Origin of the sequence: Hominimerdicola alba (assembly GCF_900112155.1) — a bacterium.
Classification (GTDB): domain Bacteria; phylum Bacillota; class Clostridia; order Oscillospirales; family Ruminococcaceae; genus Hominimerdicola; species Hominimerdicola alba_D.
Window position 1 is genome coordinate 63,575 of record NZ_FOKQ01000013.1, and the last position, 24,229, is coordinate 87,803.

At 44.6% G+C, this 24,229-nt stretch carries 22 protein-coding genes and 1 pseudogene; 13 read left to right on the plus strand and 10 right to left on the minus strand.

The features are described from left to right. Positions 1-86: 86 nt before the first annotated feature. Both BM265_RS08790 and BM265_RS08795 read left to right on the plus strand, forming a co-directional pair. Complete coding sequence (locus tag BM265_RS08790; protein ID WP_074961196.1) at positions 87-2,690, plus strand: EAL domain-containing protein; 2,604 nt, start codon at positions 87-89, stop codon at positions 2,688-2,690. Between the two features lie 13 nt (positions 2,691-2,703). Continuing rightward, positions 2,704-4,434: a LacI family DNA-binding transcriptional regulator gene (locus BM265_RS08795; protein ID WP_074961197.1), complete on the plus strand. Its 1,731-nt coding sequence runs from the start codon at positions 2,704-2,706 to the stop codon at positions 4,432-4,434. 409 nt (positions 4,435-4,843) lie between these two features. On the opposite strand, the gene BM265_RS08800 is transcribed toward BM265_RS08795, so the two are convergent. The 8 genes and pseudogenes from BM265_RS08800 to BM265_RS19565 all read right to left on the minus strand — a co-directional run bounded on the left by BM265_RS08800 (position 4,844) and on the right by BM265_RS19565 (position 11,137). Next, positions 4,844-6,145, minus strand: coding sequence for a Sapep family Mn(2+)-dependent dipeptidase (locus BM265_RS08800; RefSeq protein ID WP_074961198.1), 1,302 nt, complete (start codon positions 6,143-6,145; stop codon positions 4,844-4,846). A gap of 32 nt (positions 6,146-6,177) precedes the next feature. Continuing rightward, positions 6,178-7,065, minus strand: coding sequence for a metallophosphoesterase (locus tag BM265_RS08805; protein ID WP_074961199.1), 888 nt, complete (start codon positions 7,063-7,065; stop codon positions 6,178-6,180). Between the two features lie 42 nt (positions 7,066-7,107). Next, positions 7,108-7,632, minus strand: coding sequence for an SMI1/KNR4 family protein (locus BM265_RS08810; protein WP_074961200.1), 525 nt, complete (start codon positions 7,630-7,632; stop codon positions 7,108-7,110). 3 nt (positions 7,633-7,635) lie between these two features. Beyond that, complete coding sequence (locus BM265_RS08815) at positions 7,636-8,490, minus strand: patatin-like phospholipase family protein (RefSeq protein WP_074961201.1); 855 nt, start codon at positions 8,488-8,490, stop codon at positions 7,636-7,638. Between the two features lie 3 nt (positions 8,491-8,493). Further along, positions 8,494-9,024 carry a hypothetical protein gene (locus BM265_RS08820; RefSeq protein WP_074961202.1) on the minus strand — a complete coding sequence of 177 codons (531 nt, stop codon included), beginning with the start codon at positions 9,022-9,024 and terminating at the stop codon, positions 8,494-8,496. Between the two features lie 15 nt (positions 9,025-9,039). Then, positions 9,040-9,630 carry a hypothetical protein gene (locus BM265_RS08825; protein ID WP_074961203.1) on the minus strand — a complete coding sequence of 197 codons (591 nt, stop codon included), beginning with the start codon at positions 9,628-9,630 and terminating at the stop codon, positions 9,040-9,042. Continuing rightward, positions 9,617-10,378 carry a MotA/TolQ/ExbB proton channel family protein gene (locus BM265_RS08830; protein ID WP_074961204.1) on the minus strand — a complete coding sequence of 254 codons (762 nt, stop codon included), beginning with the start codon at positions 10,376-10,378 and terminating at the stop codon, positions 9,617-9,619. Before BM265_RS08830 ends, BM265_RS08825 begins: the two co-directional genes overlap by 14 nt. 448 nt (positions 10,379-10,826) lie before the next feature. After that, positions 10,827-11,137, minus strand: a pseudogene (locus BM265_RS19565) (transposase). Positions 11,138-11,515: 378 nt separating this feature from the next. Between BM265_RS19565 and BM265_RS08840 the strand changes: the two are divergent. The 4 genes from BM265_RS08840 (at position 11,516) to BM265_RS08855 (ending at position 16,393) form a co-directional block, all read left to right on the plus strand. Further along, complete coding sequence (locus BM265_RS08840) at positions 11,516-12,547, plus strand: ABC transporter substrate-binding protein (protein ID WP_242940811.1); 1,032 nt, start codon at positions 11,516-11,518, stop codon at positions 12,545-12,547. Between the two features lie 203 nt (positions 12,548-12,750). After that, positions 12,751-13,464, plus strand: a complete 714-nt coding sequence (locus BM265_RS08845; RefSeq protein WP_242940810.1) for an ABC transporter permease — start codon at positions 12,751-12,753, stop codon at positions 13,462-13,464. Positions 13,465-13,487: 23 nt separating this feature from the next. Continuing rightward, positions 13,488-15,056: a nitrogenase component 1 gene (locus BM265_RS08850; RefSeq protein WP_074961207.1), complete on the plus strand. Its 1,569-nt coding sequence runs from the start codon at positions 13,488-13,490 to the stop codon at positions 15,054-15,056. Next, positions 15,056-16,393 carry a nitrogenase component 1 gene (locus BM265_RS08855; protein WP_074961208.1) on the plus strand — a complete coding sequence of 446 codons (1,338 nt, stop codon included), beginning with the start codon at positions 15,056-15,058 and terminating at the stop codon, positions 16,391-16,393. Before BM265_RS08850 ends, BM265_RS08855 begins: the two co-directional genes overlap by 1 nt. Before the next feature lie 51 nt (positions 16,394-16,444). Here BM265_RS08855 and BM265_RS08860 read toward each other — a convergent pair whose 3' ends face one another. Continuing rightward, complete coding sequence (locus BM265_RS08860; protein WP_074961209.1) at positions 16,445-17,365, minus strand: LysR family transcriptional regulator; 921 nt, start codon at positions 17,363-17,365, stop codon at positions 16,445-16,447. A 514-nt stretch (positions 17,366-17,879) separates the two neighbouring features. Between BM265_RS08860 and BM265_RS20030 the strand changes: the two genes are divergently transcribed. From BM265_RS20030 to BM265_RS08875, 4 genes are all read left to right on the plus strand, one after another. Beyond that, a complete protein-coding gene (locus BM265_RS20030) occupies positions 17,880-18,056 on the plus strand; it encodes a hypothetical protein (protein ID WP_177219563.1) in 177 nt (58 codons plus the stop codon). 89 nt (positions 18,057-18,145) lie between these two features. Continuing rightward, positions 18,146-18,904: an AlkZ-related protein gene (locus tag BM265_RS08865; protein WP_074961210.1), complete on the plus strand. Its 759-nt coding sequence runs from the start codon at positions 18,146-18,148 to the stop codon at positions 18,902-18,904. A 64-nt stretch (positions 18,905-18,968) separates the two neighbouring features. Next, positions 18,969-19,766: a carbon-nitrogen hydrolase family protein gene (locus BM265_RS08870; protein WP_074961211.1), complete on the plus strand. Its 798-nt coding sequence runs from the start codon at positions 18,969-18,971 to the stop codon at positions 19,764-19,766. A gap of 12 nt (positions 19,767-19,778) precedes the next feature. After that, positions 19,779-20,951 (plus strand): MalY/PatB family protein, encoded by a 1,173-nt coding sequence (locus BM265_RS08875; protein ID WP_074961212.1) that lies wholly within the window; start codon positions 19,779-19,781, stop codon positions 20,949-20,951. A gap of 184 nt (positions 20,952-21,135) precedes the next feature. On the opposite strand, the gene BM265_RS20385 is transcribed toward BM265_RS08875, so the two are convergent. Further along, entirely contained in the window at positions 21,136-21,276 is a 141-nt protein-coding gene (locus BM265_RS20385; protein ID WP_143098697.1) for a hypothetical protein, read from the minus strand. Between the two features lie 392 nt (positions 21,277-21,668). Here BM265_RS20385 and BM265_RS08880 point away from each other — a divergent pair, with 392 nt between their 5' ends. From BM265_RS08880 to BM265_RS08890, 3 genes are all read left to right on the plus strand, one after another. After that, the gene (locus BM265_RS08880; RefSeq protein WP_074961213.1) at positions 21,669-22,457 is read left to right on the plus strand and encodes a methionine ABC transporter ATP-binding protein; all 789 of its coding nucleotides are present in this window, start codon (positions 21,669-21,671) and stop codon (positions 22,455-22,457) included. Next, positions 22,454-23,164, plus strand: a complete 711-nt coding sequence (locus BM265_RS08885; RefSeq protein WP_074961214.1) for a methionine ABC transporter permease — start codon at positions 22,454-22,456, stop codon at positions 23,162-23,164. Before BM265_RS08880 ends, BM265_RS08885 begins: the two co-directional genes overlap by 4 nt. Positions 23,165-23,231: 67 nt before the next feature. Then, on the plus strand, positions 23,232-24,089 hold the full coding sequence (locus BM265_RS08890) for a MetQ/NlpA family ABC transporter substrate-binding protein (RefSeq protein WP_074961215.1): 858 nt from the start codon (positions 23,232-23,234) through the stop codon (positions 24,087-24,089). Positions 24,090-24,229: the final 140 nt, after the last annotated feature.

The following is a 24,229-nucleotide window of genomic DNA, read 5'->3' on the forward strand; positions in this document are numbered from 1 at the left end:
CGTAAATATCATATGAACGACAACGTCATGACAGGACACAGACTTTATGATAAAATCATAGCGGATAGATAACAAGGGGAACTTTTATGTTTACATGGAATTTCAGGTATGCTTCAAAAGCGCGTCTTGCAGATACGTTCCAGCAGCTTATGCTGGACCCTAAAAACGGAGATATACTCATAAGGATACACACCGCTATACATCTTGAAGATGAAGCGGTGGAGCTTGCCAGGTACATATCCCAGCTGATACCCGAAGCCCATATCTTCGGCACAAGTACCTCTGCCACCATATGCTGGGGCAAGCTGATACAGAACCAGTGTATAATCTCTGTAACACAGATGTCGAAAGGCACCATAAGGACAGCCATGCTCCCCACCTTTGAGGAGAACGGTCTGCCCGTGACTTCCGATGATCTGTGCATGGCAGTAAAGGATGCTGTGATAAGTGACGATACCAAGCTCATGCTGACTTTCATGACAAGAAAGTATCTGGGCGTGTATAACTTTGTGGAAAAGAGCAATAAGTTTTTCCCCGGAGTGCAGATGATAGGCGGACTTGCAAACACTTCCGAAGTCAGCCTGAAAAAGTTCCTTGATTCCGGCTTTGTTTTCAATGAAAAGGGCTGGTCGAACAGAGCGATAATCGTAGCGGCTATAAGCGGTGCCGAGGTGGAGAGTTTCAGCTCCTATGCCACGGGCGTTCAGGCACTGGGTCAGGAAAGGGAGATAACCGATACTTTCTGTTCCTGCATACTCTCTCTGGACGGCAAGGACGCAGCAAGAGAGTACCGTCTGGGCATAGGCGACGAACTTACCGACAGACCCGAGCTGACAAATCTTTTCCCCTATGTATATTCAGATGTCAGTGATATACCCATATTCGTTCGTTTCTCCGAGAATCAGTCACTGAACGATATTTTTGACAGCAGTGAGCCTATCATAGACAAGCTGCAAAAGAAGTATCCCGAAAAGGATTATAACATAAAGCGCGAGCGCATATGCGCAAACCACAATGTCACTGTTGGCAAGAAACTGAGGCGTGCGTTTATTTACGACCGCAAAGTTATCGCGGATAACCGTTCGCTTTTCAGAAGGATAGAGAATTTTGAAAAAGCGGAGACCTTGTTCGGATACTCCTGCATAGCACGTTCGATGATATATTCAAACTGCGTAAAGTGGGAACTTTCAGCATATGAGAACTCAAATATGTGCGGATGTATCACCGAGGGTGAGATAGCCCATGTCAACGGCAGGAACACTTTTGCCAACTGCTCATTCGTCGTATCGGTAATAGGTGAAGCCCCTGCAACTCAGGAGTATAACCCCTATGCTTTCTCCCACACGGATTCGCTTATCGCTGATAACAGGGAGATGCTGAACTATCTCTATGATATCGAAAACAAGCTGAATGCAAACGAAGCTTTCTCAGCGGCAGACAGCCTTAAAGCCTTCGTGCGGGACTGCGAACTGAAGATGCTGTATTCGGATACAGAAGAACTGCCCAACGCCGCAGCCCTGAGTATGGATATAAAGCTGAAAGGCTACGACCGCATATGCATGATAAACGTATTCGAGACCTATGCCATGAGCAGTGTGTTCCCGAAGGCGATCATTGACCTGACATACAAAAACTACATTACAAAGTGCATGAGCTATGCAAAGCAGAAGGGCTATAAGGTATACCACATCAAGGACTGGAACCTGGCAATAGGTGCGCCCTCATATATGTACGCACTTCCCGACTTTGTAAGGGATATGGAAAAGCTGCAGCGTGACCTGTTTGAAACTTCTGAGGACTATATCGCCATAGTTCCCCTTTTCAGCGTTCTTGACGGCTGTACCATCGAGAATATAGAGCAGGCTGTCCATTCCGCAAGGCTTACCATGTCAAGCAAGAACATCCAGTTCTGCGTAAGGGATGCAAGTTCCGATATGCTGGACGAGGAAAGCATACGGGAGCGTTATCACATGGTAAACGTGATAAACTACGCCATAAATCATGATAAGGTGATACCGTATTTCCAAGGGATACACGATAACAAGACCCATACCGTACACCACTACGAATCCCTGATGAGACTTGAAGACGAAAACGGAAAGATATACTACCCCGGAAGTTTCCTGGATGTTGCAAGGTCATACGGTCTGCTTTACGATTCGCTGTCCAAGACGATGATAACAAAAGTCTTTGACAGGTTCAAGGACATAACCGACAAGTGCGTAAGCATAAACATCGGCATGAGGGATATAAAGAACCGCGAGATAGTCGATTACATATACGATTTTCTCACCACGGTAAAGCATCCCGAAAACTTCATCTTTGAGATACTTGAAAATGAGGATATCGACGATTACGACACCCTTGTGGCTTTTGTTGACAAGATACACGACCTTGGGGGACAGATATCCATCGATGATTTCGGCAGCGGTTTCTCGAACCTGAAGCATATAGCCAGCATACACTGCGATTATCTTAAAATTGATGGTTCTATCGTGAGAAACAGCACCAAGGACGAACAATGTGCAAATCTGATAGAACTGATAGCGGGCTGGAAGAGACTCAGCAAACACAAAATGCGCATTATCGCGGAGTTTGTGGAAAATCAGGAGATACAGGATCTTCTTATGGAGTACAACATAGACTATTCTCAGGGATATCTGTTCTCAAAGCCTTGTCCCGAGATATGACAGGGGTGAGCTGATGGAAAATATCAGAAAAACTGAAAAAGTCATCTGTATGATACTTGAAGATATCAACAGCGATTTTTCAAAAGAACTGGTAAAAAGCGTCGCGAACGCCATTTCTGAAAACAAGCAGATAAGACTGGTGGTACTGCCGGTAAAGTACGACTACGGCATTGAAGACAACTGTCTGCACAAGTACCGAGAGATATACAACAACATACTTCGTTTCAGCGAGATATGCAGTATAGACGGTCTGATAATCCATCTCGGCAGTGTCAGCGAGCGCGGCAAGAACTCCAACGGGATATTTGATGATTTTCTTAAAAGACTGAGCGGTATCCCGAAAGTGCTGGTAGCTTCAGACCTTAAAGATGCTGTCACCGTGAATTACAACAACGAGAGCGGAATACGGGAAGCTATCGAATTCATCGCGAACATCGAAGGTCTTACAAAAATATGTATGCTTGGTGGCAGAGATGACAACAAAGATGCCCGTGACAGAAAAGAGATATTCATAAAATGCCTGCATGATTACAGGCTGGAATACAGCGAAGATCAGTTTGAGAATACCGATATGAGCGAGGATTCCGTGGAGGCAGCCGACAGACTGCTGGACCGCAACCCCGATGCCGAAGCGGTATTCTGTATCAACGACGCGGTCGCAAAGGGGCTGTACACCACGCTTAAAGCCCGCGGCAAGGTCATAGGCAGAGATGTCATGGTATTCGGCTTTGACAATACCCGTATGTCAAGCGACCTTGATCCTCCTCTTTCATCTGTCGGCGCTGACAGTTCATCACTTGGGGGCAAGGCTTTAGAACTTCTGCTTTCGATGATAAACGGCGAAGAAGCTGAGTCAGGCACTGTTCCAACAAGGCTTTACGGCAGAGCTTCCCTGCCATATGAGATGTACGAATACAACCCTATCGAGCTTTCAAAGGCAGAACCTGCTTTTATATACAAGATGTTCAACGACTGCTTTTACAGGTACAAGCTGGAATCTATCGACAGAGAAAAGGTCGATCTCAGAAGACTTTTCTATGAGTTCATGTCAAAAATGCTGATAGCCTGCAAGCACACTTATATGGACGAGGAGACTTTCGGAAAACTGTGCATGATGATAGACAAGTTCTTTGAAAAAGGTGCGATGCAGTACACCGATTCCACGAAGCTCACGACCAGCATAGAGAAGATACAGAACATAATGAACAAAAATGCCCATTCTCTTGCTGCTACGGTGTTTATAAACAGGCTGTTCGCCCGTATGAAAGACAGGGCTATCGTGAACCAGTCGAAAGAGCTCATCAGCCACGAACGCAAGACGAACCGTGTCCGCCAGCGGATAAAGGAATTCATCGTATCGGGTATGGATAAAACAGGCTGCTGCGGTCTGTACCGCAATTTTGACAGGCTGGGTCTTGACAATGCTCTGCTTTTCATATTTGAAAAACCCATAGTCCATGACCGCGATAAAGAGACCGTGCTCCCTAAGAATATACTGCTAAAATGCATGATGCACATGGGTGACCTGTACCTCATGCCCGAGGAAAGGCAGAAATTCAGGGTCGAGGATATCTTTGGCTGCAACAAGCTGACTATGAAGTGCAAGGGCTTTGTGTCCTTTCCTGTAATATGCGGCAAAAGATTGTTCGGTCTGCTTATGTGTGAGCTGACTGATGATATATGCGAAAACGGCGAGTTCATCGCCATGGAGCTGGGCAGGAGCCTGGCATTATCGGAACAATGATCACTGCCCGAAGCTGATATGACTTCGGGCGGTTTTTTATTGGCGTTCATCCGCTTTCCCGAGTTTGAAGGCTGTAATGCCTTTTCCCCGATAACTATCCCGCCGATCAATGCAAGAGTCATCAGCACAACGTACAGGTTTGTTACGGGCATACCTTTTCCTGCTTTAAGTATCTCATAAAGTTCTGTCATAATGTTACCTCCTGATATTTTATCAAAACTGCAATATGCGAAAAACACTTTTCACTATCAGGTAAAAATGCGAAAAAGTTGTACGTTTTTGTACAACTCTTGCAGAAATATGTCCGGGTTAAATAAAAAAACAGTTGTCTGCACAATGGCAGACCTCTGCTTTTGGTGGATATAACAACAAAAAGCCGCAGAGGAGAGCTCCTCTGCGGCGGGTTATTTTAGTCTTTCATGCATATCTCAGCGATAGCGTTGGCATACATATTAAGGTTAAGTTTGAATGTTTCCATGGAGATATGCTCGTCATCGCCGTGCATATTGTTGTTCTCCCAGGGGAATTCAGCGCCGAAAGCCACAGCACCCGGGGTGTTGTGTACATAAGTTATGCCGCCCTCAGCGATACAGCTGCCCTTTTCACCCTTGACCCTTTCGTAGACCCTCAGCAGTGCCTGCACGAAATCGCTGTCTTCATCAACATAATGGGGTTCCATGCCCTCGCAGGTGTCTATCTCAAAACCGATGCCGCAGACAGCATCCTTGATTATGCCGCTTATCTCGGCATAGCTGCGGTCTATGGGAAAACGGATATCGATTCCGCCGTTAAGTCTGCCGTCCTTTGTTTTCAGTACCGTCAGTGCGCAGGTCATCTTGCCCGATATATTGTCTTCAAAGCCAAGCCCGCAGGTCTTTCCGTCAAACTCACCGTGAGGGAACAGCTTTTTCAGACCAAGCAGCAGCGCGTTTGTGCCCTCATATCCCGCAAGGAACTTAGTCACCGCATTATCGCCGTTTTCGGGGCGTGAACCGTGTGCAGAGAGTCCCACAGTAAGAGAATCTCTGCCGTCAGTATATGTTACAGCGCATCTGTCGGGGATAGCATTTATCGCCATGCCAGCATCTATCGAAATTATCTCGCTGTCCTCAAAAGGTGCTGAGAAAGTCATGTGTACCATGCCCTTTTCGCAGTTCAGTACAGGGAAAGAACCATCAGGAGTAAACACCATAGGCGGGAACTTCTCGCAGTTTTCGTAGTACTCCATATCGGTGCAGCCGTTTTCCTCGTTTCCGCCGAATATCACGCGGAAATTTTTCATGGGCAGACCCATCTCACGTATCGCCTTTACAGCCCACAGTACCGCGGTGGCAGGACCTTTGTCGTCTATGGTGCCCCTGCCGTAAAGCACACCGTCTTTCTGTGTGAGTTCAAAAGGAGGGAAGCTCCAGTTACTGCTGACAGGCACAGTATCAAGGTGCGCCAGTATGCCCAGCACAGGCTCTTCACCCGATACATAATCGCCCCTTACCGCATAGTTATCAAAATTCTTAGTCACCATGCCCAGTGACTTCATCTTATCCTCGCCCCATGCCAGCGCCTTTGCCGAACCCTCGCCAAAGGGCTTGACATCGGCATTTTCGTCCGCTATGCTCTCTATCCCGATTATTTCTGCAAGGTCGGCAAGTATCTCATCTGTGTGCTTGTCGAAATATTCCGCAAAAGCCGCGGCAAGCTGTGTTTTATCCATCATCATTCGCCTTTCCCTAAATATTTGTCAGTTCATATCTCCCAGGCATGACCTTTCATATGCTTTGCGGGCTGTTTTTTGCCAGTCAGCGTGAGAAGCATTATCTGTGAGGGGTCGTTTATCCTGAATTTTCCAAGACCCGCCGTCACCGCCATGACGGTTTTACCCAGCCTGTACAGACCCTTGGTGTACTTAGGCATGAATCTGCGCTCGGGGGAAAGCAGACCGCCTATTATCGGCAGACGTATCACGCCGCCGTGAACGTGTCCCGAGAACACGATATCAGCGCCCCACTGTTCGTAGGCTTCAAAAAACAGAGGATTATGCCCTATCAGCAGATCACAGTGATCAGGGTCGCTCTCTCCAAGATATCTCGCTATTGTATTGCCATCGGGCACAGGCAGATCTTTGTAGGAACCGTCCTTGTTTATGAAGTATTTCAGCGGCATCTGAAGCCCGTAGATATTTATCCTGTCACGCCCGCGGCAGATGACTGCCATCTCATTCCTCAGGGCGTTTATGCCCATGCTTTTCAGCTTGTGGAACATAGCGTCGCAAAGCTCGGGACGGTGCATCTCGTGATTTCCCGGAGCGTAGTATACAGTCGCTATCTCGTTAAGTTCTTTGATGAACTTGACCTTTCCACCAAGCTCCTTTTCGTCCTTGCTGTAAAGATCTCCCGCAAATATTATTATATCGGGTGAAGCCGCCTTCACCGAATCCAGCAGAAAACACTGATCCTTGCCGAACTTTTTATGGTGAAGATCGGCTAAAAGCATGACCTTCATGCCCTCAAAGGACTCGGGGAGCTTTCGGCTGTACACAACTTCCTTGTCGAGAACAAGCTGTCTGTTGCCAAGTAAAGCATTAATGCCCGCAAACATTGATCCTGCCGCGAGCAGAGCAGTTTTCCATTTCATTTTTTACCTCTTTCGGTCTGTCCTGTTTTCGGGACAGTATCTCTATTCCGGATCAAAATCATCTGCGCTGACAAGACCGCGGATAAACTCCTCAAAGCTGTCTGCCAGCGGTACGATCCTATAGTTGTTTTCCTGTTCGACATAGACAACCTTTGGTTCTCCCTGACTTCCACATTCGCGGTAATCAAGGAATACCATCTCATGCCCCGCCGAGGGAGTATCGCAAATGACAACACCTATGGCAGGATAATCCCATTCGTCTATCCAGAACTCTGTGCCAAGCTCACCGCAGACAGAATTATCAAGCTTTTTATCAATACCGAAAATACCCTCTATGGCGATGTGGTCTTTCGCCCATGTGGTGGGTACTTTTGTGGGGAAAGCGGTATTTTTCGGCATACCGCCGTTGTGCTGTTTTACAAGATATTTATAGGATTCGGGCAGTTTATAGCCCAGTTCATCTTCCACCGACTTTATATATTCATCAGTCGGGGTCTCTCCCACATATTCAGACAAAGCGTAATCGCTGTCACGCCAGAAGTCGGACAGATCAAAGTTTTCAAACATAAGCTATACTCCATTTTCAAGATAGGCTTTCAGCTTGTCCATCGCCCACAATGCGTGCTTGTAGCCGTGGTCGTAAAGCTTTTTCAGCTTGCGCGGGTCACCCTCGATGCGGTCAACGCCGAAGGTGGTCTTTGGGGTGAACACGAATATCTTGCCCTGTTTTGAAAGCGCCATTATCTCCTCAACAGACCTGTTATAGCGCTCAGCCCTTGTGCCCATAGCTTTGGCAAATTCGGGATATTTCTTAAATCTCGCCATGCACAGCTTTGTCATACTGTCGCTGTGCTTGCGGTAATCTCTGGGGCGGGTGAGTATTACTATGTTCTTATCACAGCCGACTTCCATCGCCTTTTTATAAGGTATCGGGTCAGCAACTCCGCCGTCGAGATACCTTTTGCCGTCTATCTCTATCTCGGGAAAAAGTATAGGCATGGCACAGCTTGCACGAAGCTTGTACCATTTCCTGTCCTTTTCGTCCACCCGAAGATATTCAGCCTTACCAGTTTCAACATTGGTCGCCACCGCGTAGAATTCACCCTTGTATCTGCCAAGAGCTTCATAATCGTAAGGCAGTAGCTTATTTGGGATAGTATCATAGTCATAATCAAGATTATAATAGCTTTTGTTGCGGGGGTCTATGAGGTGCTTCACACCCATATATTCAGGGGTTGGCATAAACTCCGAAGCCAGCCTGTAATTTCTGCCATGCTGACGCGAAGCATAGCTCACGCCGAAAGCCGAGCCTGCCGATACGCCGAATATCCTGTCAGCCATTATATCATTTTCAAGCAGTGCGTCCAGTATTCCGCAGGAATATACCGTCCTGCTGGCACCACCCTCAAGAGTAAGTCCGAGCATATATTACTTTGCCGCAGATTCAGGTGCAGATTCACCAGCAGAAGGAGTTTCGATAGTGAACTCTCTGCCCATTTCAGTAAGGGCATTAGTAAGATCTTCCATAGTGTTCTGGGTAGCATTGTCGTCCTCGATGAGTGCAACAACGTCCTTGTTCATCTTATCCATGGAGAATGTGTCTTTAAGGTCATCAAGGCTTACCTCGCTGCCCTTGTAGAGGTATGTGCTGCCCGATACCTTTATGTTTTCATAGACCTTCTTCATCTCAGCTACTGAGCTTTCATCTTCCTCAGCCGATACTACAACAGCTCTGTCGGGAGTGCCGCTGCCGTCTTCGGTATTCTTGCCCTTTCCGCCGAAACCGAATCCGCTGCCGTCAAACAGACCCAACAGCTTCGCCAGCAGAAGAGCCAGTATCAATATAAGTATCAGCACCACAAATGTGGCAGCCCTCCCGCTCTTTTTCTTCTTCTGATTTTTCTTTTGCTTTTCAGCGTCTTCTCTGTACATCTTCTCAACCTCTTTTTCTATGCTCATATTGATTACCTCCTGTTATCTGGCAGTATTTATAAAGGTGCAGTAAAAATTCTTATAGCTTTTGCCAAGCCTGTTCACTGCATCACTTATCTCCGAAACATCACGGAAAAGCGCACGGCTTCCGTCGTATACGAAAGCACAGAGCACAACATCCTCGCTGGCGATACCTGCTTTTGTAATTGCCTGACTGACCGCCGAATAAACATCGCTCTCGGAAGTCACAGCCGTTCTGGCAAGTTCGTTATCGCCGTTGGTGACGATAAGTTCTCCCCCGGGGGAATACCTGAGATTTATGGTCAGCATCAGCCCCTTGCCGAAATTCTCCAGCGCCTGCTGATTTGCGGCGGCATCCCTGTTAAGATGCTCCGCACGCTCCTGAGCTTTTTTTATCTCGCTGTCAGCCTGTTCTCTCATGCTTTCCAGCTTTTCATCGGTCTCCGCCCTGATCTGCTCCACCTCAGCCTGTGCCTGTGCGATGCGGCTGTCAGCGTCCTCGCGGACTTTCGTGCTTCCCTCCTGAACATTTATCATCATCCAGAAAAGCATGATGAAGATAACGTCCAGCAAGGCGGTCAGCTCGATGATGATGCCTTTATTTTTCCTCATCGTCATCACCATCTGAAATATCGAAAAGCGCTCTCAGCAGAGCTACGCCCTTTTTAGGCGAACCGCTCTTCACAGTTTCTTCCTTATACTCGGGTATATCATCGTCATCATCTGTCACCCCGAAAAGATCGCCCATAGATTTCAGAACCTTTTTCGTTGAAGTTTTACTGTGGTATTCCTCCATGACTGCGGGCTTTTCCTTTATGGTGCTGACTTTCCGCGGTGCAGTGATCGGCTCCGCAGTGATATCTTCCTGCACTGTCCTGAAATTTCTGGTGAGATATAACTCAACGCTCTTTTCGTTGTCCTCTATCTTAGCTGAAACTATGCCGTCAAGAAACTTGAATATTATGGCGAACACCAGTCCCCAGAAAGTCGAAGTAAGTGCACCGTAGAAATTGCCTGTGACATTTGTGCTGTCCGATACAAGGCTCAGCAGCGATATTACCGTGCCTAAGATACCCAGCAGCGGGAATATTCCCGTAAGGTTTACAAACAGCGAATACAGCTTGCCTGTGTTATTTCTCATCGCCACGATATCCTGCTCTCTCAGCCCTGATATGTCCCTGTCAGCCTCCCGTCTTGATGCTCCGCCGTCGGGCACAAAGACTGTCAAGTGCATTTTTTTGTACAGTTTATCAGCCGAATACTTCAGACGTCGATAAACTACCGCCGTGAAAAACGCCGCTATAAATATAAGTATATCATAACCCCAAAGGTTCATGAATATTACCGAAATAAGTTTCATAATGTGACCCTCTTTATGTATTCTTTCTGCGGAACGCTCCGCACATAACACAATAATATAATAACACATTTATCAACAAAATGCAAGAACTTTTTCAATATTTTCACGTCATTTTACACAAATCAATATTCCGCTCTGCATGACTGTAGATAATAATTTATCCTACGGACTGCTGATGTTATTGAGGAAGCCCATTTTGAAAAAGGCTTCTCAAAACGTACACAGGACAGTCAAATCGATCACTTATCATATTTTCATGCAAAAGGGGTGTTGCAACCGCAACACCCTCTAACCATATCTGAACATCAGAGTAAAAAAACATATTAACTGGTGAAATAAGCTGTTTCAGAGCGCACACCCCCAAGCCCTCTTCAAAAAAGAGGATTCAGGGGTGTTTTGTTCTGCTGATTTTTTATGCCGTTTTCAGTTCAAAAAGAGAAATTCCAAGTCAGTTTTCTGAGATCTTAGTTAAAAGCTTCTTTATGTTGTATGCAAGTCCCAGCAAAAGAAATTCAGATCTGATTTTGTTTTTGCTCCTGCACAGGAATCTTCTGAAGCCATAATTCTGTTTATTCACTCCGAATACTCCTTCAGCCTGTATGCTTAGGTTCATTCTGAACTGTCTTCCGAATTCGGTAGTTATGTTTTCCATGCTTTCAGCTCTTTGAACTTATGCGATACAGACAGGATCTTACTTCCTTTCGCCTTTGTGCAGTTCTGTTTGCAGGGACACCCTTCACAGCTTTCACATCTGTACATTGCTTTCTGCGAAACGAATCCGATCTTCGTTAGATTTGAATATAGATTGTTCCTATAACTCGGGAGCCCCCCGGACAGCTATGAAACGTCGTAAGAAAAACAAAATGGGTGAAATATCTATGCCAAAGTCCTTGTCCATCACCATTCAAAAGCATAGGACAGGTCTAATAAATGATCAACTGTTCAAGCTTTATAGATCCTTATATACAAGCAAAATTATTCGCTTATCGGATTTTCTTAGAATCAATAATCAAAAAGAACAATTGGACAGGTAAAGGTTTTTATGATAGAATAATAAAGCTTAGTAAATTGATATGAAAGCTGGGAATTAATTAAAATGAAAAAATTAAAAGATCAAAAGCATTACTGGCAGCGCTGCTGTTAGCTTTTTCATTAACAGGCTGCGCAGGAAAAAATACTTCGGGAGTAAGCTCAAAAGAAAAATCTGATTCTCTGAAGATCGGTTATCTGCCGTCCCCCGGACATCTTCTCTATTTTGTTGCACAGGAGGAGGGTATGTTCAAGGATGAAGGTCTGAACACAGAGCTTGTTATGTTCGGTGAGAACAACAGTGAACTGGCAGCTCTTGAATCTGGTAAGATAGACGTTGGTGCATTTGGCTCAAGTGAACTTGTAACATATCTCGGTGACGGACATGAAATAACTGTGTTCGGCGGTGCTATGATTGCCGGTCACGGACTTATCGTCAAGCCGGAACTTGTTGAAGGGATACCTGAGGAGAACTGGTCTCTGGATCTTCTTAAAGGTAAAAATATAGGCGTTGAGGGTGTTGACTCGGGCTATATCGTTTATCGCTCGGCTGCTAAAAAGATGGGACTTGAAAACTCAATAGATTTCAGTATTTTTGCTGACGGAGCAGATGCTTACAATTCTCTGAAAAACGATGATATAGATGCAGCGATACTTTACGCGCCTTACCGTATCCTTGCAGAGGACGAGGGATATGTAATTCTTTCAAACAGCGGTACAGTATCAGGCTTTGAAGACCATGTCTGCTGCCGACAAGCTTCACTTACATCTTCACTTGAGAAAGATCCGGATACTTATGAAGCATTCCTTCGTGCGCTTATCCGTGCATACCGTTTTTATAAGACAGAACCCGATAAAACTATCAAGGATATTCAGAAGTATGTAGATGTTGATGAAGGATCACTCAAAAAAGACACATACGATTACGACAGCCAGATAGCAAATCCTGATCCTGATATCACAGGTATGACTAATTTTTATGATGCGCTTGTCGATACAGGATTTGTAAATGAATTTGATATCTCACAGGGGCTTTCCGCAGAACTTTATGATAAGGCGCTTAACGCTGTTGTAGCAGAAGATCCTGATGATGAGGTGTATAAATATCTTCTCGATTATCACAAGGAGAGAGACAAATGAAACGAGTCAAACGACTGTTCTCAGTGACACATATTCTGTTTCTCGCCGCATTATTGATACAATTTATGCCATCACATACAAAAAAAATCGGGGATCCGAATTATTCTGCAGGATTGCTTGTTTTACTGGAGATCTTCTATATCATGTTCATCCTATTGAGGAAAAAGCAGGATCGCATTAAAACAACAAACGGTGTTTTTGGCGTGATATTTTCATTTATCGGGATATGGACTCTGCTTACTGCTAAATTTGTGCTTATACCACAGGATATATTCAAAGCTCCCGATATTGTGACTGAACAATTTGTCAGCGATCTTCCGCGGTTGATGAATGATCTCGCGGCAAGCATGATAACGATAACATTAGGATATGTACTGGCACTTATTACTGCGATCCCCATAGGATTATTCCTCGGCTGGAACGCGCAGATAGGAAAAGTTGGTGAACAGATCGCCAATTTCCTCGGTTCCATCCCACCTATCGTGTTCATTCCCTATACACTCGCACTTTTGCCAACATTTGAAAGCTGTTCTATATTTGTCATTTTTATTACAGCATTCTTTCCCATATTGTCCGGAACGATGAGCGGTGTGCAGAATATAAATAAAACTACTATTGAAAGCGCAAGGATATTCGGCCCGTCAAAACCGTATATGCTGTACAGCGTTCTGCTGCCTGCCTCGCTGCCGCAGATATTTGACGGCTGTAATATGGGATTGCTCCTGTCATTTATTCTTCTCACTTCGGCAGAAATGATAGGCGGAAACAGCGGTATAGGATTCTATATCCAGTACTACACCAATTTCGGCAATTTTACAAGGATAATGGTCGGTATAATTTTTCTCGGAACGATCGTAACTTTAGTCACTAATCTGGTAAAAGCAATAGAGGCGCGTTTTCTGCGCTGGAAAATTTAGAAAATTCAAAGGAATGAAAAACTATGGCTAAAAATATACAACTTGATCTTGAAACAGTTCAGAATCGTGAAATGCGTCTTGGTTCGATAATATCATGGGACGGAAAAGCATCAGAGCTTGTTGAACTGTCCCGTTATGAAGAACGTGCGCTCAGACATAAGGGAGAATGTCCCGGTCCCGGAAAAAACGGTGAGGGCTGCCGTTTGTGTGAGCTTAATATGCCATTCAACCAGCAGAGTATGTGTGCAAACTCCATAGCTGCCTGTCAGGCCGGTAATATCCGTGACTGCGTACTTATACAGCATTCACCGGTGGGCTGTTCAGCCAGAAATCCCGAATTTAATCTGGCATTTCGCAACGGTCTGGAACGTCGCGGCATAGAACCTCGAAATATAAACATAATGACGACCAATCTCCTTGAAAACGACATGGTATTCGGTGCGTCTGAAAAACTGAAAAGAGCTGCAAGAGAAGCTTTTGAACGCTATAACCCCAAGGCTATATTTTTCTCGATGAGCTGTTCAACCGCGATAATCGGCGAAGACCTCAGCAGTATCGCAGCTGAGATGGAAGATGAACTCGGGATACCTGTTGCACCCATGCAGTGCGAGGGATTCCGTTCAAAGCACTGGTCAACAGGCTTCGATATCTCACAGCACGCTGTTCTGAGACATATAGTAAACAAGAACCCGAAAAAGCAGCCCGATCTTATCAATATTGTCGCACTTTGGGGTACGGACTATTTTACAGATATGCTCAAACCACTGGGGCTGAGAGTAAACTATATCATGGATATAGCAAGCTTTGACGAACTTGCACAGACATCTGAAGCTGCTTGTACATCAACATTCTGTCATACTCTCGGTTCTTATTTTGCAACTGCCCTGGAGGAAGCTTATGGTGTACCTCAGATAAGAGCTCCTCAACCATACGGTTTTGCAGGTACAGATGCATGGCTTCGTGCCATTGCAAAGCAGGTAGGAAAAGAAAAAGAAGCAGAAGAATATATCGCTGCCGAGCATGAACGTGTAAGACCGAAAATAGAGGAACTTAAAGAAAAGCTTAAAGGTGTCAACGGTTTTGTGCTGACAGGTTCTTCCTATGCACATGGTCTTATATCTGTACTTCGTGATCTTGGAATTACTGTTGACGGTTCTGTCGTATTCCATCACGACCCTGTATATGACGGAGGATATGAAGAGCAGAACACGCTGAAGACACTTGTAGATACCTATGGTGATGTACCTCACTTTACCGTCAGCAAATGTCAGCCATTCCAGCTGCCTGCACTTCTCAGCCGCGTGAAAGCAGATTTCATTATCATTCGTCACAACGGTCTTGCTCCCAACGCTGCAAGAATGGGAATACCATCTTTTGCCATCGGTGATGAACATTTCCCTGTAGGCTATGACGGTATGATACGTGTAGGTGAAGCGGTACTTGATGTTCTTGCTCGTAAAAAGATGAATCAGGTACTAAAACGACACGTCGGGCTCCCATACAGTGACTGGTGGCTGAGTCAGAAGGATCCGTTTATTCTTGCAAAGCACCCCGAGGTGCTCGATGAAACAACTAAGGAGGTGCAGGACTAATGGCTAAGAAAAAACATACAACTATCACTCATCCCCACTATGCGTGTGCTATTGGCGCAGCATATACAGTATCGGCTATCCCCGGGGCAGTTCCCGTGATCAACTGCGGACCGGGATGTGTGGATCAGCAGTATTTTACAATGTCATTCTGTAATGGCTTTCAGGGTTCTGCCGGTGCAGGCGGCGGAGATATCCCGGGTACTAATTCCGGCGAGAGTGAAATAGTTTTCGGCGGCGCAAAGAAACTGGACGGAGTTATAAAGTCAGCACTGAAAATCATGAAAGGCGATCTGTTCGTAGTACTGTCAGGATGTTCTCCACAGCTTGTGGGAGATGATGTCGCATCAGTAATAAAACCATACCGCGAACAAGGATATCCCATCGTTCATGCAGAAGTTCCCGGATTCAAGGGAAATAACCTGTGGGCGCACGAGGAAGTCATTATCGCGATAATAGACCAGTTTGTTGGAGAAGCAAAGGGTGTACGCCGTCGCAAGAAGCTTATCAATCTCTGGATGGGAGCGCCTTATTTCAATACATTCTGGCGCGGAGATATCATTGAGATAAAACGTATACTCGAAGCAGCAGGATTTGAAGTAAATGTATTTTTCGGAAGTGAAAGCGCAGGTGTTTCAGAGTGGAAAAGCATCCCTAAGGCAGCCTTCAATCTTGTGCTTTCTCCGTGGCTTGATCTGAAAGTAGCTAAACACCTTGAAAAAAAATACGATCAACCTTATCTTCATATACCTGTTATCCCTGTGGGCGAGGAGGCTACAACTGCTTTTCTGCGTCAGGTAGTGGAATATGCAGGTATAGATAATACAAAGGCTGAGAAATTCATAGAAAAGGAAGCAAAAAGATACTACTATTTCTTAGACCATTTTGCAGACTTTTTCGCAGAATACTGGTTCGGATTCCCTTCAAGGTTTGCTATTGTCGGTGATGCGGCATACAATATCGCACTTTCAAAATTCCTTGCAGACCAGCTGGGACTGATACCTGTAGGACAGATAATTTCAGACAATACGCCGGTAAAATACCGAGAAGATGTTGCTGCTCTTTATAATGAGCTTTCCGAAGGTGTATACGGAAACGTTGAGTTTATCGAAGACGGTTATCTCATAGAAAAGAAATTATCTGAATTTGATTTCGGCAACAGTACACCGCTTATTCTCGGCTCTTCATGGGAACAGGATGTGGCAAAGGAAAAGAATGCCGTGCTTGTGGAAGTAGGTACTATAGCCACAGAGGAAGTGGTTCTGAACCGTACATATATCGGATATACGGGAGCACTGCAATTCATTGAAAAAGTTTATTCCGCAGCGGTCAGCGGTTAAATTGCAGATAATAATAAAGCCTGAAAGCAGATAAGCTTTCAGGCTTTGATACTATTCTCTTATTTCAAGCTCTTTTCTTACTTCCTCTAGAAATCTTTTTCCCATACTGCTCAGCGCATTGTTTTTCTTAATTATATATCCTATATTCATACTGCTCTGGATATTATCATCAGCTCTGAAAGGTATCACAATGAACTGATCGCCACAGAGCTTTTCGGAGTATATGCTCGAACACAATGTATACCCGTTCAGTCCTTCCATCAGATTCATCATTGTAGCACGGTCGGTAGCCTTTATGGTTTTCTGATAAGCGTGTTCTATGAGTATCTCTTCGGCGAAATATATCTCGTTTTCGCTCCCCTGTTCAAATGAAAGACAAGGATACGGGTCAAGCTGTTCAAAGCCAAGCTCTTTTTCCTTCGCAAGCGGATGCGATCTAGCAAGATAGACACTTGCGGAACAGACAATAAGTGAATGAAATTCAAGCTCGTTCTTTTTCAGCAGATTGTTTATCATACGCTGATTAGTTTCGCAGGTATAGATTATGCCTATCTCGCTTTTCATAGTACTTACGTCTTTTATCACATTTGCCGTTGCGGTTTCTCTCAGTGCAAGGTCAAATTGGTTTGAATCGTAATGCTTTGCCATTTCTATGAAAGCCTTGACCGCAAAAGAGTAGTGCTGCATCGAAACAGCAAAGCGTCGGCGAATATTCGTTCCTTCGCCGTATTCTTCCATTACGTCTTCATAATGTTGATATACACGTTTTATCTTTTGTAAGAATTCATCTCCCTCGGCTGTCGGAGTAACACCTTTATGCGTGCGGTGAAATATCTGTATTCCCAGCTCGTTTTCAGCATCCCGCACAGCGCCTGTAAGGGTGGGCTGTGCTATGAATAATTTTTCGGCAGCTTTATTCATTGAGCGTGATTCGGATATGGTAAGAAGATAATTGATCTGCTGTAAAGTCATAAAACACCTCGCAATAATGAATGATCATAAATAAGCATACTTCAAACATAGTTCAGTAGCAATATATTTATCATAAATTATAATACATGATCATATTATAGCCCTATATTCCCACCTTTTCAATGTGCTTAGTATGAATTTTTGCTTAATTATATCATGCTTGACCTTACAAGTCGATCAGCAGAAACAGGGTTCTGAAATAATTAACAAGAAAAGAGAAACTTAATATTTTAATGAGATACGGTTGAAAAAAGATGTGAAGGCGTAACTTAGTGCGTGATCGTCGGTTTTGTAGATCCCGGGGATATGATCCATACAAAGGGTATTCATTTTTCTGTTATTTTACTTTCTCATAAGCTCCATCAACTATTTCCCTAAATGTGTTCGGCGTGAAAGCCAGCCGTTTATTGACTATTGCAGTTAGCTATGATATAATTGGCATATATCTTTTTGATTGAGAGTAACATCACTATGCCAAAAGAAAGCTATTGGAAGCTGCTCAGCGAAAAATAATTTGAATGGAAAAAACGCTACCGATCAATTCTTTCAACTTCAAGAACGTATTCGTAAAGACAGCCGTGCAATTGTTTTCGATCTGCCCGGCAGATTCCGCAGAAATGATATGCACATGAACATTACGGCGCTGCTGAATAACGGCGTTATCACGCTTGACGATCTTTCCGAAAGTTAAGAAAATGGCGTGATCTCTTATCCTGAATAATACTTAGTGACTGAAGAAAGAAATAACATAAAACTGAAAATCGAAACGGAGATGTCTTTTTGGAAACAATAAACGGAGAATGGATCATGAAAGGCTGCGCGGAAAATGACCCGCAGCGCCTTAAAACAGTTGATGATCTCCTGTCCCTTGTTAGCAGTATAGGATTTCTGCCGCTGTTTGAAAGCGGTATCACCGGATTTTCCGTTGAAGAACGCACGACTGCCGCTTCATGGTGGACGGGCAACGCCGATACAGACCCGTGGGAATGGCGAATAATTCTTTCGGCTCACCCCGAGATCGCATACGGTAAGTTCTTCGATAAAAGAGCCGGATTTATCCACAAGGACTTCTTCCCTGTATTTGCAAACTATCGTAGGAACGGATATGATTTTGAAGCCATGTTTGACGATGAGCTTGCTTCCTATCGTGCAAAGAAGGTAATGGACGCTTTTAAGCTGAATGATGAATCAGTCGGAAAAGAAATAATGAGCAACGAACTGAAAGATATTGCCGGTTTCGGGAAAAACGGCACTGAAAAGAATTTCAGTGGGATCTTAACGGAGCTGCAAATGCAAACATATCTCATAATGTCTGATTTCAGTCAGAAGAAAAACAAAAAAGGTGAAACCTATGGCTGGCACATAGCGGTAATGGGAACTCCCGAAACAAAATGGGGATATGACTTCACAACATCCGCTTACCATGAAAAGCCAGGTGAGTCGTGGGAAAAGATAGTATCACAGGTAAAGTGTTTCTTTCGCGATGCCGATGAAAAGCAGATCAAGAAACTGCTTGCGATCAAGTATCCCGGAACGTAAACTCTGTCTTCAATAAGAAATAATAAAGAGTGATAATATAAAAACACCATCCGGAGGAATCAGTATGAAACTAGCATTATGTCAGATGCAGCCCTGCGAAAGGGTTCGGGAAAATATGGAACAAAGCCTGCGATATATCCGTGAGGCAGCCGAAAACGGTGCTGACCTGATACTGTTTCCTGAAGTACAGCTCACGCCGTTTTTTCCGCAGTTTCCGGGACAGGATGTGTCCGCTTTCGCTGTTACAATGAACAGCGATACCGTCCGCGCGTTTCAGAATGTATGCCGTGAATGCAAGATCATGGCTGTGCCGAATTTGTACCTGCGGGAAAATGACAAATATTTCGATGCCAGCATATTGATCGGTGCAGACGGCAGTATCATCGGTTTACAGAAGATGGTCCACATCGCACAGGCTGAGCAGTTTTACGAGCAGGACTACTATACGCCATCCGATGATGGCTTCAAGGTGTTTGACACGCCATTCGGCAAAATAGGAATTGTTGTCTGCTTTGACCGTCATTACCCCGAGAGTATCCGAACGGAAGCACTATTGGGTGCCGATCTCATTCTCATTCCGACTGTCAACACGAAAGCAGAACCTTCTGAAATGTTCGAATGTGAAGTACGAGTGCAGGCGTTCCAGAATTCAGTTGCTATCGCTATGTGCAACCGTGTCGGACGGGAGGACGATATGCATTTTTCAGGCGAGTCCATAGTCACCGATGCAAACGGTTCGGTGATCGCCAAGGCTGAAGATACGGCACAGCTTCTATATGCGGAGTTTGACATTTCCCAGTCACAAATTATCCGAGATAAGCGTCCTTATACTCAGCTTCGCCGGAATGAATTTTACTTATAAGGAGCATTTACAATGAACTATGATTTTGACCATATAACCGACCGCAGCGGAACGGATTCCCTGAAATGGAACACGGCTCCGGGAGAGCTTCCCATGTGGGTGGCGGATATGGATTTTCCTGCTGCACCTACTGTTCTGGAAGCATTGCAGAAACGTCTTTCCAACGGGGTATTAGGCTATTCCGACATTCCCGATGAATGGTATGGAGCGTATTCATCATGGTGGACGAAGCGACATGGGGTAAACTTTCAAAGATCGCACCTGCTGTTCAGCCCTGGAGTTCTGCCGACTATCTGTACCGCTATTCAGGAGCTGACAGATGCAGGAGATAATATCGTTGTGTTTTCGCCTGTTTATAACTGCTTTTATGACTGCATAACCAGCAACAGACGAACTGTGCTGGAATGTCCGCTGACCGAGGAAGATCTGACATACTGCATTGACTTCACACTTCTCGAACAGCAGTTCAGTCTGCCGCAGACGACCATGCTGCTTCTGAGCAATCCGCACAATCCCACGGGAAATATCTGGGACAAGGATACCTTAGCGCACATCGGAGATCTCGCCAGAAAGCATAATGTGATCGTTCTATCGGATGAGATACACTGCGACCTTACAGATCCCGATATCTGCTATGTACCTTATCTTTCTGCATCTCCCCAGCGGGCTGAAAACAGTATTATCTGTATTTCCCCGACCAAGACATTCAATCTTGCGGGGATACAGACCTCGGCTGTTGTTGTTCCCGACAGCAATCTACGCCGTAAGATCCGTGACGGACTTCATTCACGGCGCATCGATTATCCAAACCTCTTTGCGGCACAGGCAGCAGTTGCGGCTTTTACAAACGGCGGAGAATGGCTCGACGAGTTGCGAAAGTATCTGTATGGGAACAAAGAGCTTGTGCGTGATTTTCTGATATCAAACCTGCCCGAAATAAAGTTAACGCCCTCGCAGGCTACATATCTTCTCTGGCTCGATGCCCGTGCTTTGAAACCCGATCCTGGAATGACCCTTGCGCAAAGCATACGCAGACGGACAGGGTTATATCTCTCCGAGGGGACACAGTTCGGTACGGGCGGCAAGGGATTCCTGCGAATGAATATCGCCTGCCCGCGCAGCATGGTTCGGGACGGACTGGAGCGTCTTGCACGGGCGGTTTCGGAAATGACGGCTTCTGAATAAAAAAATATTCCTTAACAATTATAGGGACTGCTTCGCGGCAGTCCCTTATCTTTTTGCCATAGTATTCATTCTGCCGATCGACAAAGTCGATTTATTCAAGTTATGTATATCATTACATCGCTCCGATAGATTTAACCCACTTTTTCAGTTCGGTGACCGAAGTGTTTGCTGCGAATCGCTTTCCTTAATTGATAACTGCCGTATCAGAAACGCTGATTTTCAGTTTCTTTGTAAAATTGCCCATTCCGCTTGAACCGGATGTTGCAAACAGAACTTCTGCTGTTCTTATCCTGCCAGTTTCTGTATTTTCAGAATACGATATCACTTTTCAGTCTTCATGTCAAGTAGCGATAACGTTATCCGCCTTGCAATGATTTTTGACGCAGCAAAAATATATCTTATCCCGAATTTGCTGAATTATAGGCGTATAAAAGATGACCACGTTATCACATAAACTTATCTCGAATGCGCTTGTTTACAAAATATTCATTTGCCAAGTTGATATGAAATGTTATTTCACAGAATAGTTTACATTTAGTTTTAAAAAAATGACATCATCGGCATTTGCAGCTTTCTCAGTGACAACGTTATCTCATTTTCGGATTGACGGTATGAAAAAAACGTGATATAAATATAATCAATCAATATAACAGCGATTTATAAATTCATTCTATATCAGCTTATAGAAAAGCCTTAGCAGAAACGAGGTAATACCATATGAGTGCGTATATAAGGACAGAAAACTTATATAAATCATTCTATAATAAGAAAGAGAAAAATGATGTGCTGAAAGGCATAGATCTTAATATAAACAAAGGCGAAATATTCGGCATAGTAGGTTTTTCGGGAGCAGGTAAATCTACGCTGGTGCGTTGTATAAACCGCCTGGAAGAACCAGACAGCGGAAAGGTCTGGATAGGCGATACCGAGATAACAGCACTGAACAAAAAACAGCTTGCAGAAAGACGCAAAAAGATAGGCATGGTATTCCAGCAGTTCAATCTTTTCGATTCGATGACGGTGTTCCAGAATATCGCATATCCGCTGAAGCTGGTCAAAACTCCCAAAAAGGAGATAGAATCCAAAGTGGATAAGCTGTTAAAGCTTGTAGGTCTTTCTGATAAGAAATACGCATATCCCGGCTCTCTTTCAGGCGGTCAGAAACAGCGCGTAGGAATAGCAAGAGCCCTTGCCAACGATCCCGATGTTCTGCTTTCGGACGAAGCAACAAGTGCTCTCGACCCGCAGTCAACACTTTCGATACTTGACCTGCTGGAACAAGTCAACAAAGAACTGGGTGTAACTATAATAATGATAACCCACGAGCTTGAAGCTGCAAAGCGGATATGCAGCAAGGTAGCAGTGCTTGAAAACGGAGTTATAACCGAGAGCGGAAAAACAAGCGATATCTTTCTCGATCCCCAAAGCTCAACAGGAAAGATATTCCTTGAGGTATACAAAGAGTTCAGACAGAATGAAACATTTACAGGAGGTGGCGGAATATGAGTTTTTTGAAATACTCGTTCTGGGAAGTTGTAAAGCACGCATTCAGCAAAGAGGTGTGGGATACGGTATTCCCCGCTGTATGGGATACCTTATATATGGTAGCTCTCAGTGCAGTGATAACCCTTGTGCTTGGTATCCTGTTGGGAATAGGACTTTCGGTGATATCCAAGGATGGCGTAAGACCAGTACCGGTGCTTAACGAAACAGCGGGAACGATCGTGAACTGTCTGCGTTCACTTCCATCGATGATAATGATAATTGTAACGCTTCCGCTGGCAAGGGCGCTGTTGGGACAAAGCTACGGATCAAATGCTTGTATCATAGCTCTTGCGGCAAGCTGTATACCAATGTATGCAAGACTGGTTCAGGGCGCATTCGTCGAGATACCAAAGGGCAAGATAGAAGCCGCAAAGGCTATGGGATCAAGTTCAGCAGCGATAGTCTTCCGTATAATGCTCCCCGAAGCCATACCTTCTATAATAAGAGGTTTCACGGTAGCACTTATCGGTATAATCTCCATGACAGCACTTGCCGGAAATTTCGGTGCAGGCGGCATAGGCGATATTGCAGTGCGCTTCGGATTCAACAGATTTTATCATGATATGCTGATAGCTTCCGTACTGGTGCTGATCGTAATGGTACAGGTCGCTCAGCTGGCGGGAGATCTTATCTCCAACCTTATACTCAGGAAAAGACATCTCATTTAGCAACAAACGGCAAAAGTCGTTATATATAAAAGAAAAGTAAAATGAAAACACTTAGGAGGAAATTATTATGAAAACCAAGAACATCATCGCAGCTGCTGTTGCAGCAACACTCATCTCAGCTATATTCACAAGCTGCGGCTCAGAAAACTCTACCCTTGCCGCGCCTGCAACAAAGAAAGCGGAAAATGGCAAGGAGCTTACAGTTATAAAGGGTCTGGCAGACCTTACACCTCACAGCGAGATACTGGAATATATCGAACCTGCACTTAACGAAAAGGGCTATACGGTAGAACTTGTCAGCACAGCTTCCGACAGCACCTGGAACGAAAAAGTTGAGAACGGCGAGGTAGATTTCAACTATATGCAGCACGAACCATATCTTAAAGAATGGAATGAGATCAATAACGGTGATCTTATCAATATAGGAAATATCCATGTTGAACCTATCGCAGCTTATTCCGAAAAGTATGATTCTGCCGATGAAGTGCCCGATAACGCAACAATAGTTATACCCAATGATGCTACTAACGAGTACAGAGCTCTCCGCATTCTTGAACAGCAGGGCTGGATAAAACTAAGACAGACAGAAGACATACGTGCAAGTGTAGATGATATCGAAGAATTCATCAAGCCCATCGAGATAACTGAGCTTGATTCGATACAGATAAACACGCATATCAGCGAGTTCGATGTATATATCAACAACACCAACAAAGTCATCGAAGCAGGTCTTGATGCAACAAAGTACCTGTTCCGCGAGGGTGAGGATTCACCTTATGCAAATATCATCGTGACAACACCCGACAAGAAGGACGATCCAGGTCTGAAAGCGTTGGTGGAAGTTCTTGAAACAGAGGACACCGCAAAGTTCATAATCGAAAAGTACAACGGTGCGGTCGTTCCGGTAACTAAAATATCTGAGTAAAAAGCTATATATTTTACCTCATTGCAACCATATAAAACATCTTTATCAACCATAAGTATAAAACAATCCATTGCCCCTACAAAAACGGCAGATGTAGATTTCCTACATCTGCCGTTAGTTAATTTTATTATACATAATAT

Bases quoted from the DNA above. Each gene is read 5' to 3' on its own strand.
- BM265_RS08790 (WP_074961196.1), top strand. From the start codon at position 87: ATGTTTACATGGAATTTCAGGTATGCTTCAAAAGCGCGTCTTGCAGAT.
- BM265_RS08795 (WP_074961197.1), top strand. From the start codon at position 2,704: ATGGAAAATATCAGAAAAACTGAAAAAGTCATCTGTATGATACTTGAA.
- BM265_RS08800 (WP_074961198.1), bottom strand. From the start codon at position 6,145: ATGGATAAAACACAGCTTGCCGCGGCTTTTGCGGAATATTTCGACAAG.
- BM265_RS08805 (WP_074961199.1), bottom strand. From the start codon at position 7,065: ATGAAATGGAAAACTGCTCTGCTCGCGGCAGGATCAATGTTTGCGGGC.
- BM265_RS08810 (WP_074961200.1), bottom strand. From the start codon at position 7,632: ATGTTTGAAAACTTTGATCTGTCCGACTTCTGGCGTGACAGCGATTAC.
- BM265_RS08815 (WP_074961201.1), bottom strand. From the start codon at position 8,490: ATGCTCGGACTTACTCTTGAGGGTGGTGCCAGCAGGACGGTATATTCC.
- BM265_RS08820 (WP_074961202.1), bottom strand. From the start codon at position 9,024: ATGAGCATAGAAAAAGAGGTTGAGAAGATGTACAGAGAAGACGCTGAA.
- BM265_RS08825 (WP_074961203.1), bottom strand. From the start codon at position 9,630: ATGAGGAAAAATAAAGGCATCATCATCGAGCTGACCGCCTTGCTGGAC.
- BM265_RS08830 (WP_074961204.1), bottom strand. From the start codon at position 10,378: ATGAAACTTATTTCGGTAATATTCATGAACCTTTGGGGTTATGATATA.
- BM265_RS08850 (WP_074961207.1), top strand. From the start codon at position 13,488: ATGGCTAAAAATATACAACTTGATCTTGAAACAGTTCAGAATCGTGAA.
- BM265_RS08855 (WP_074961208.1), top strand. From the start codon at position 15,056: ATGGCTAAGAAAAAACATACAACTATCACTCATCCCCACTATGCGTGT.
- BM265_RS08860 (WP_074961209.1), bottom strand. From the start codon at position 17,365: ATGACTTTACAGCAGATCAATTATCTTCTTACCATATCCGAATCACGC.
- BM265_RS08870 (WP_074961211.1), top strand. From the start codon at position 18,969: ATGAAACTAGCATTATGTCAGATGCAGCCCTGCGAAAGGGTTCGGGAA.
- BM265_RS08875 (WP_074961212.1), top strand. From the start codon at position 19,779: ATGAACTATGATTTTGACCATATAACCGACCGCAGCGGAACGGATTCC.
- BM265_RS08880 (WP_074961213.1), top strand. From the start codon at position 21,669: ATGAGTGCGTATATAAGGACAGAAAACTTATATAAATCATTCTATAAT.
- BM265_RS08885 (WP_074961214.1), top strand. From the start codon at position 22,454: ATGAGTTTTTTGAAATACTCGTTCTGGGAAGTTGTAAAGCACGCATTC.
- BM265_RS08890 (WP_074961215.1), top strand. From the start codon at position 23,232: ATGAAAACCAAGAACATCATCGCAGCTGCTGTTGCAGCAACACTCATC.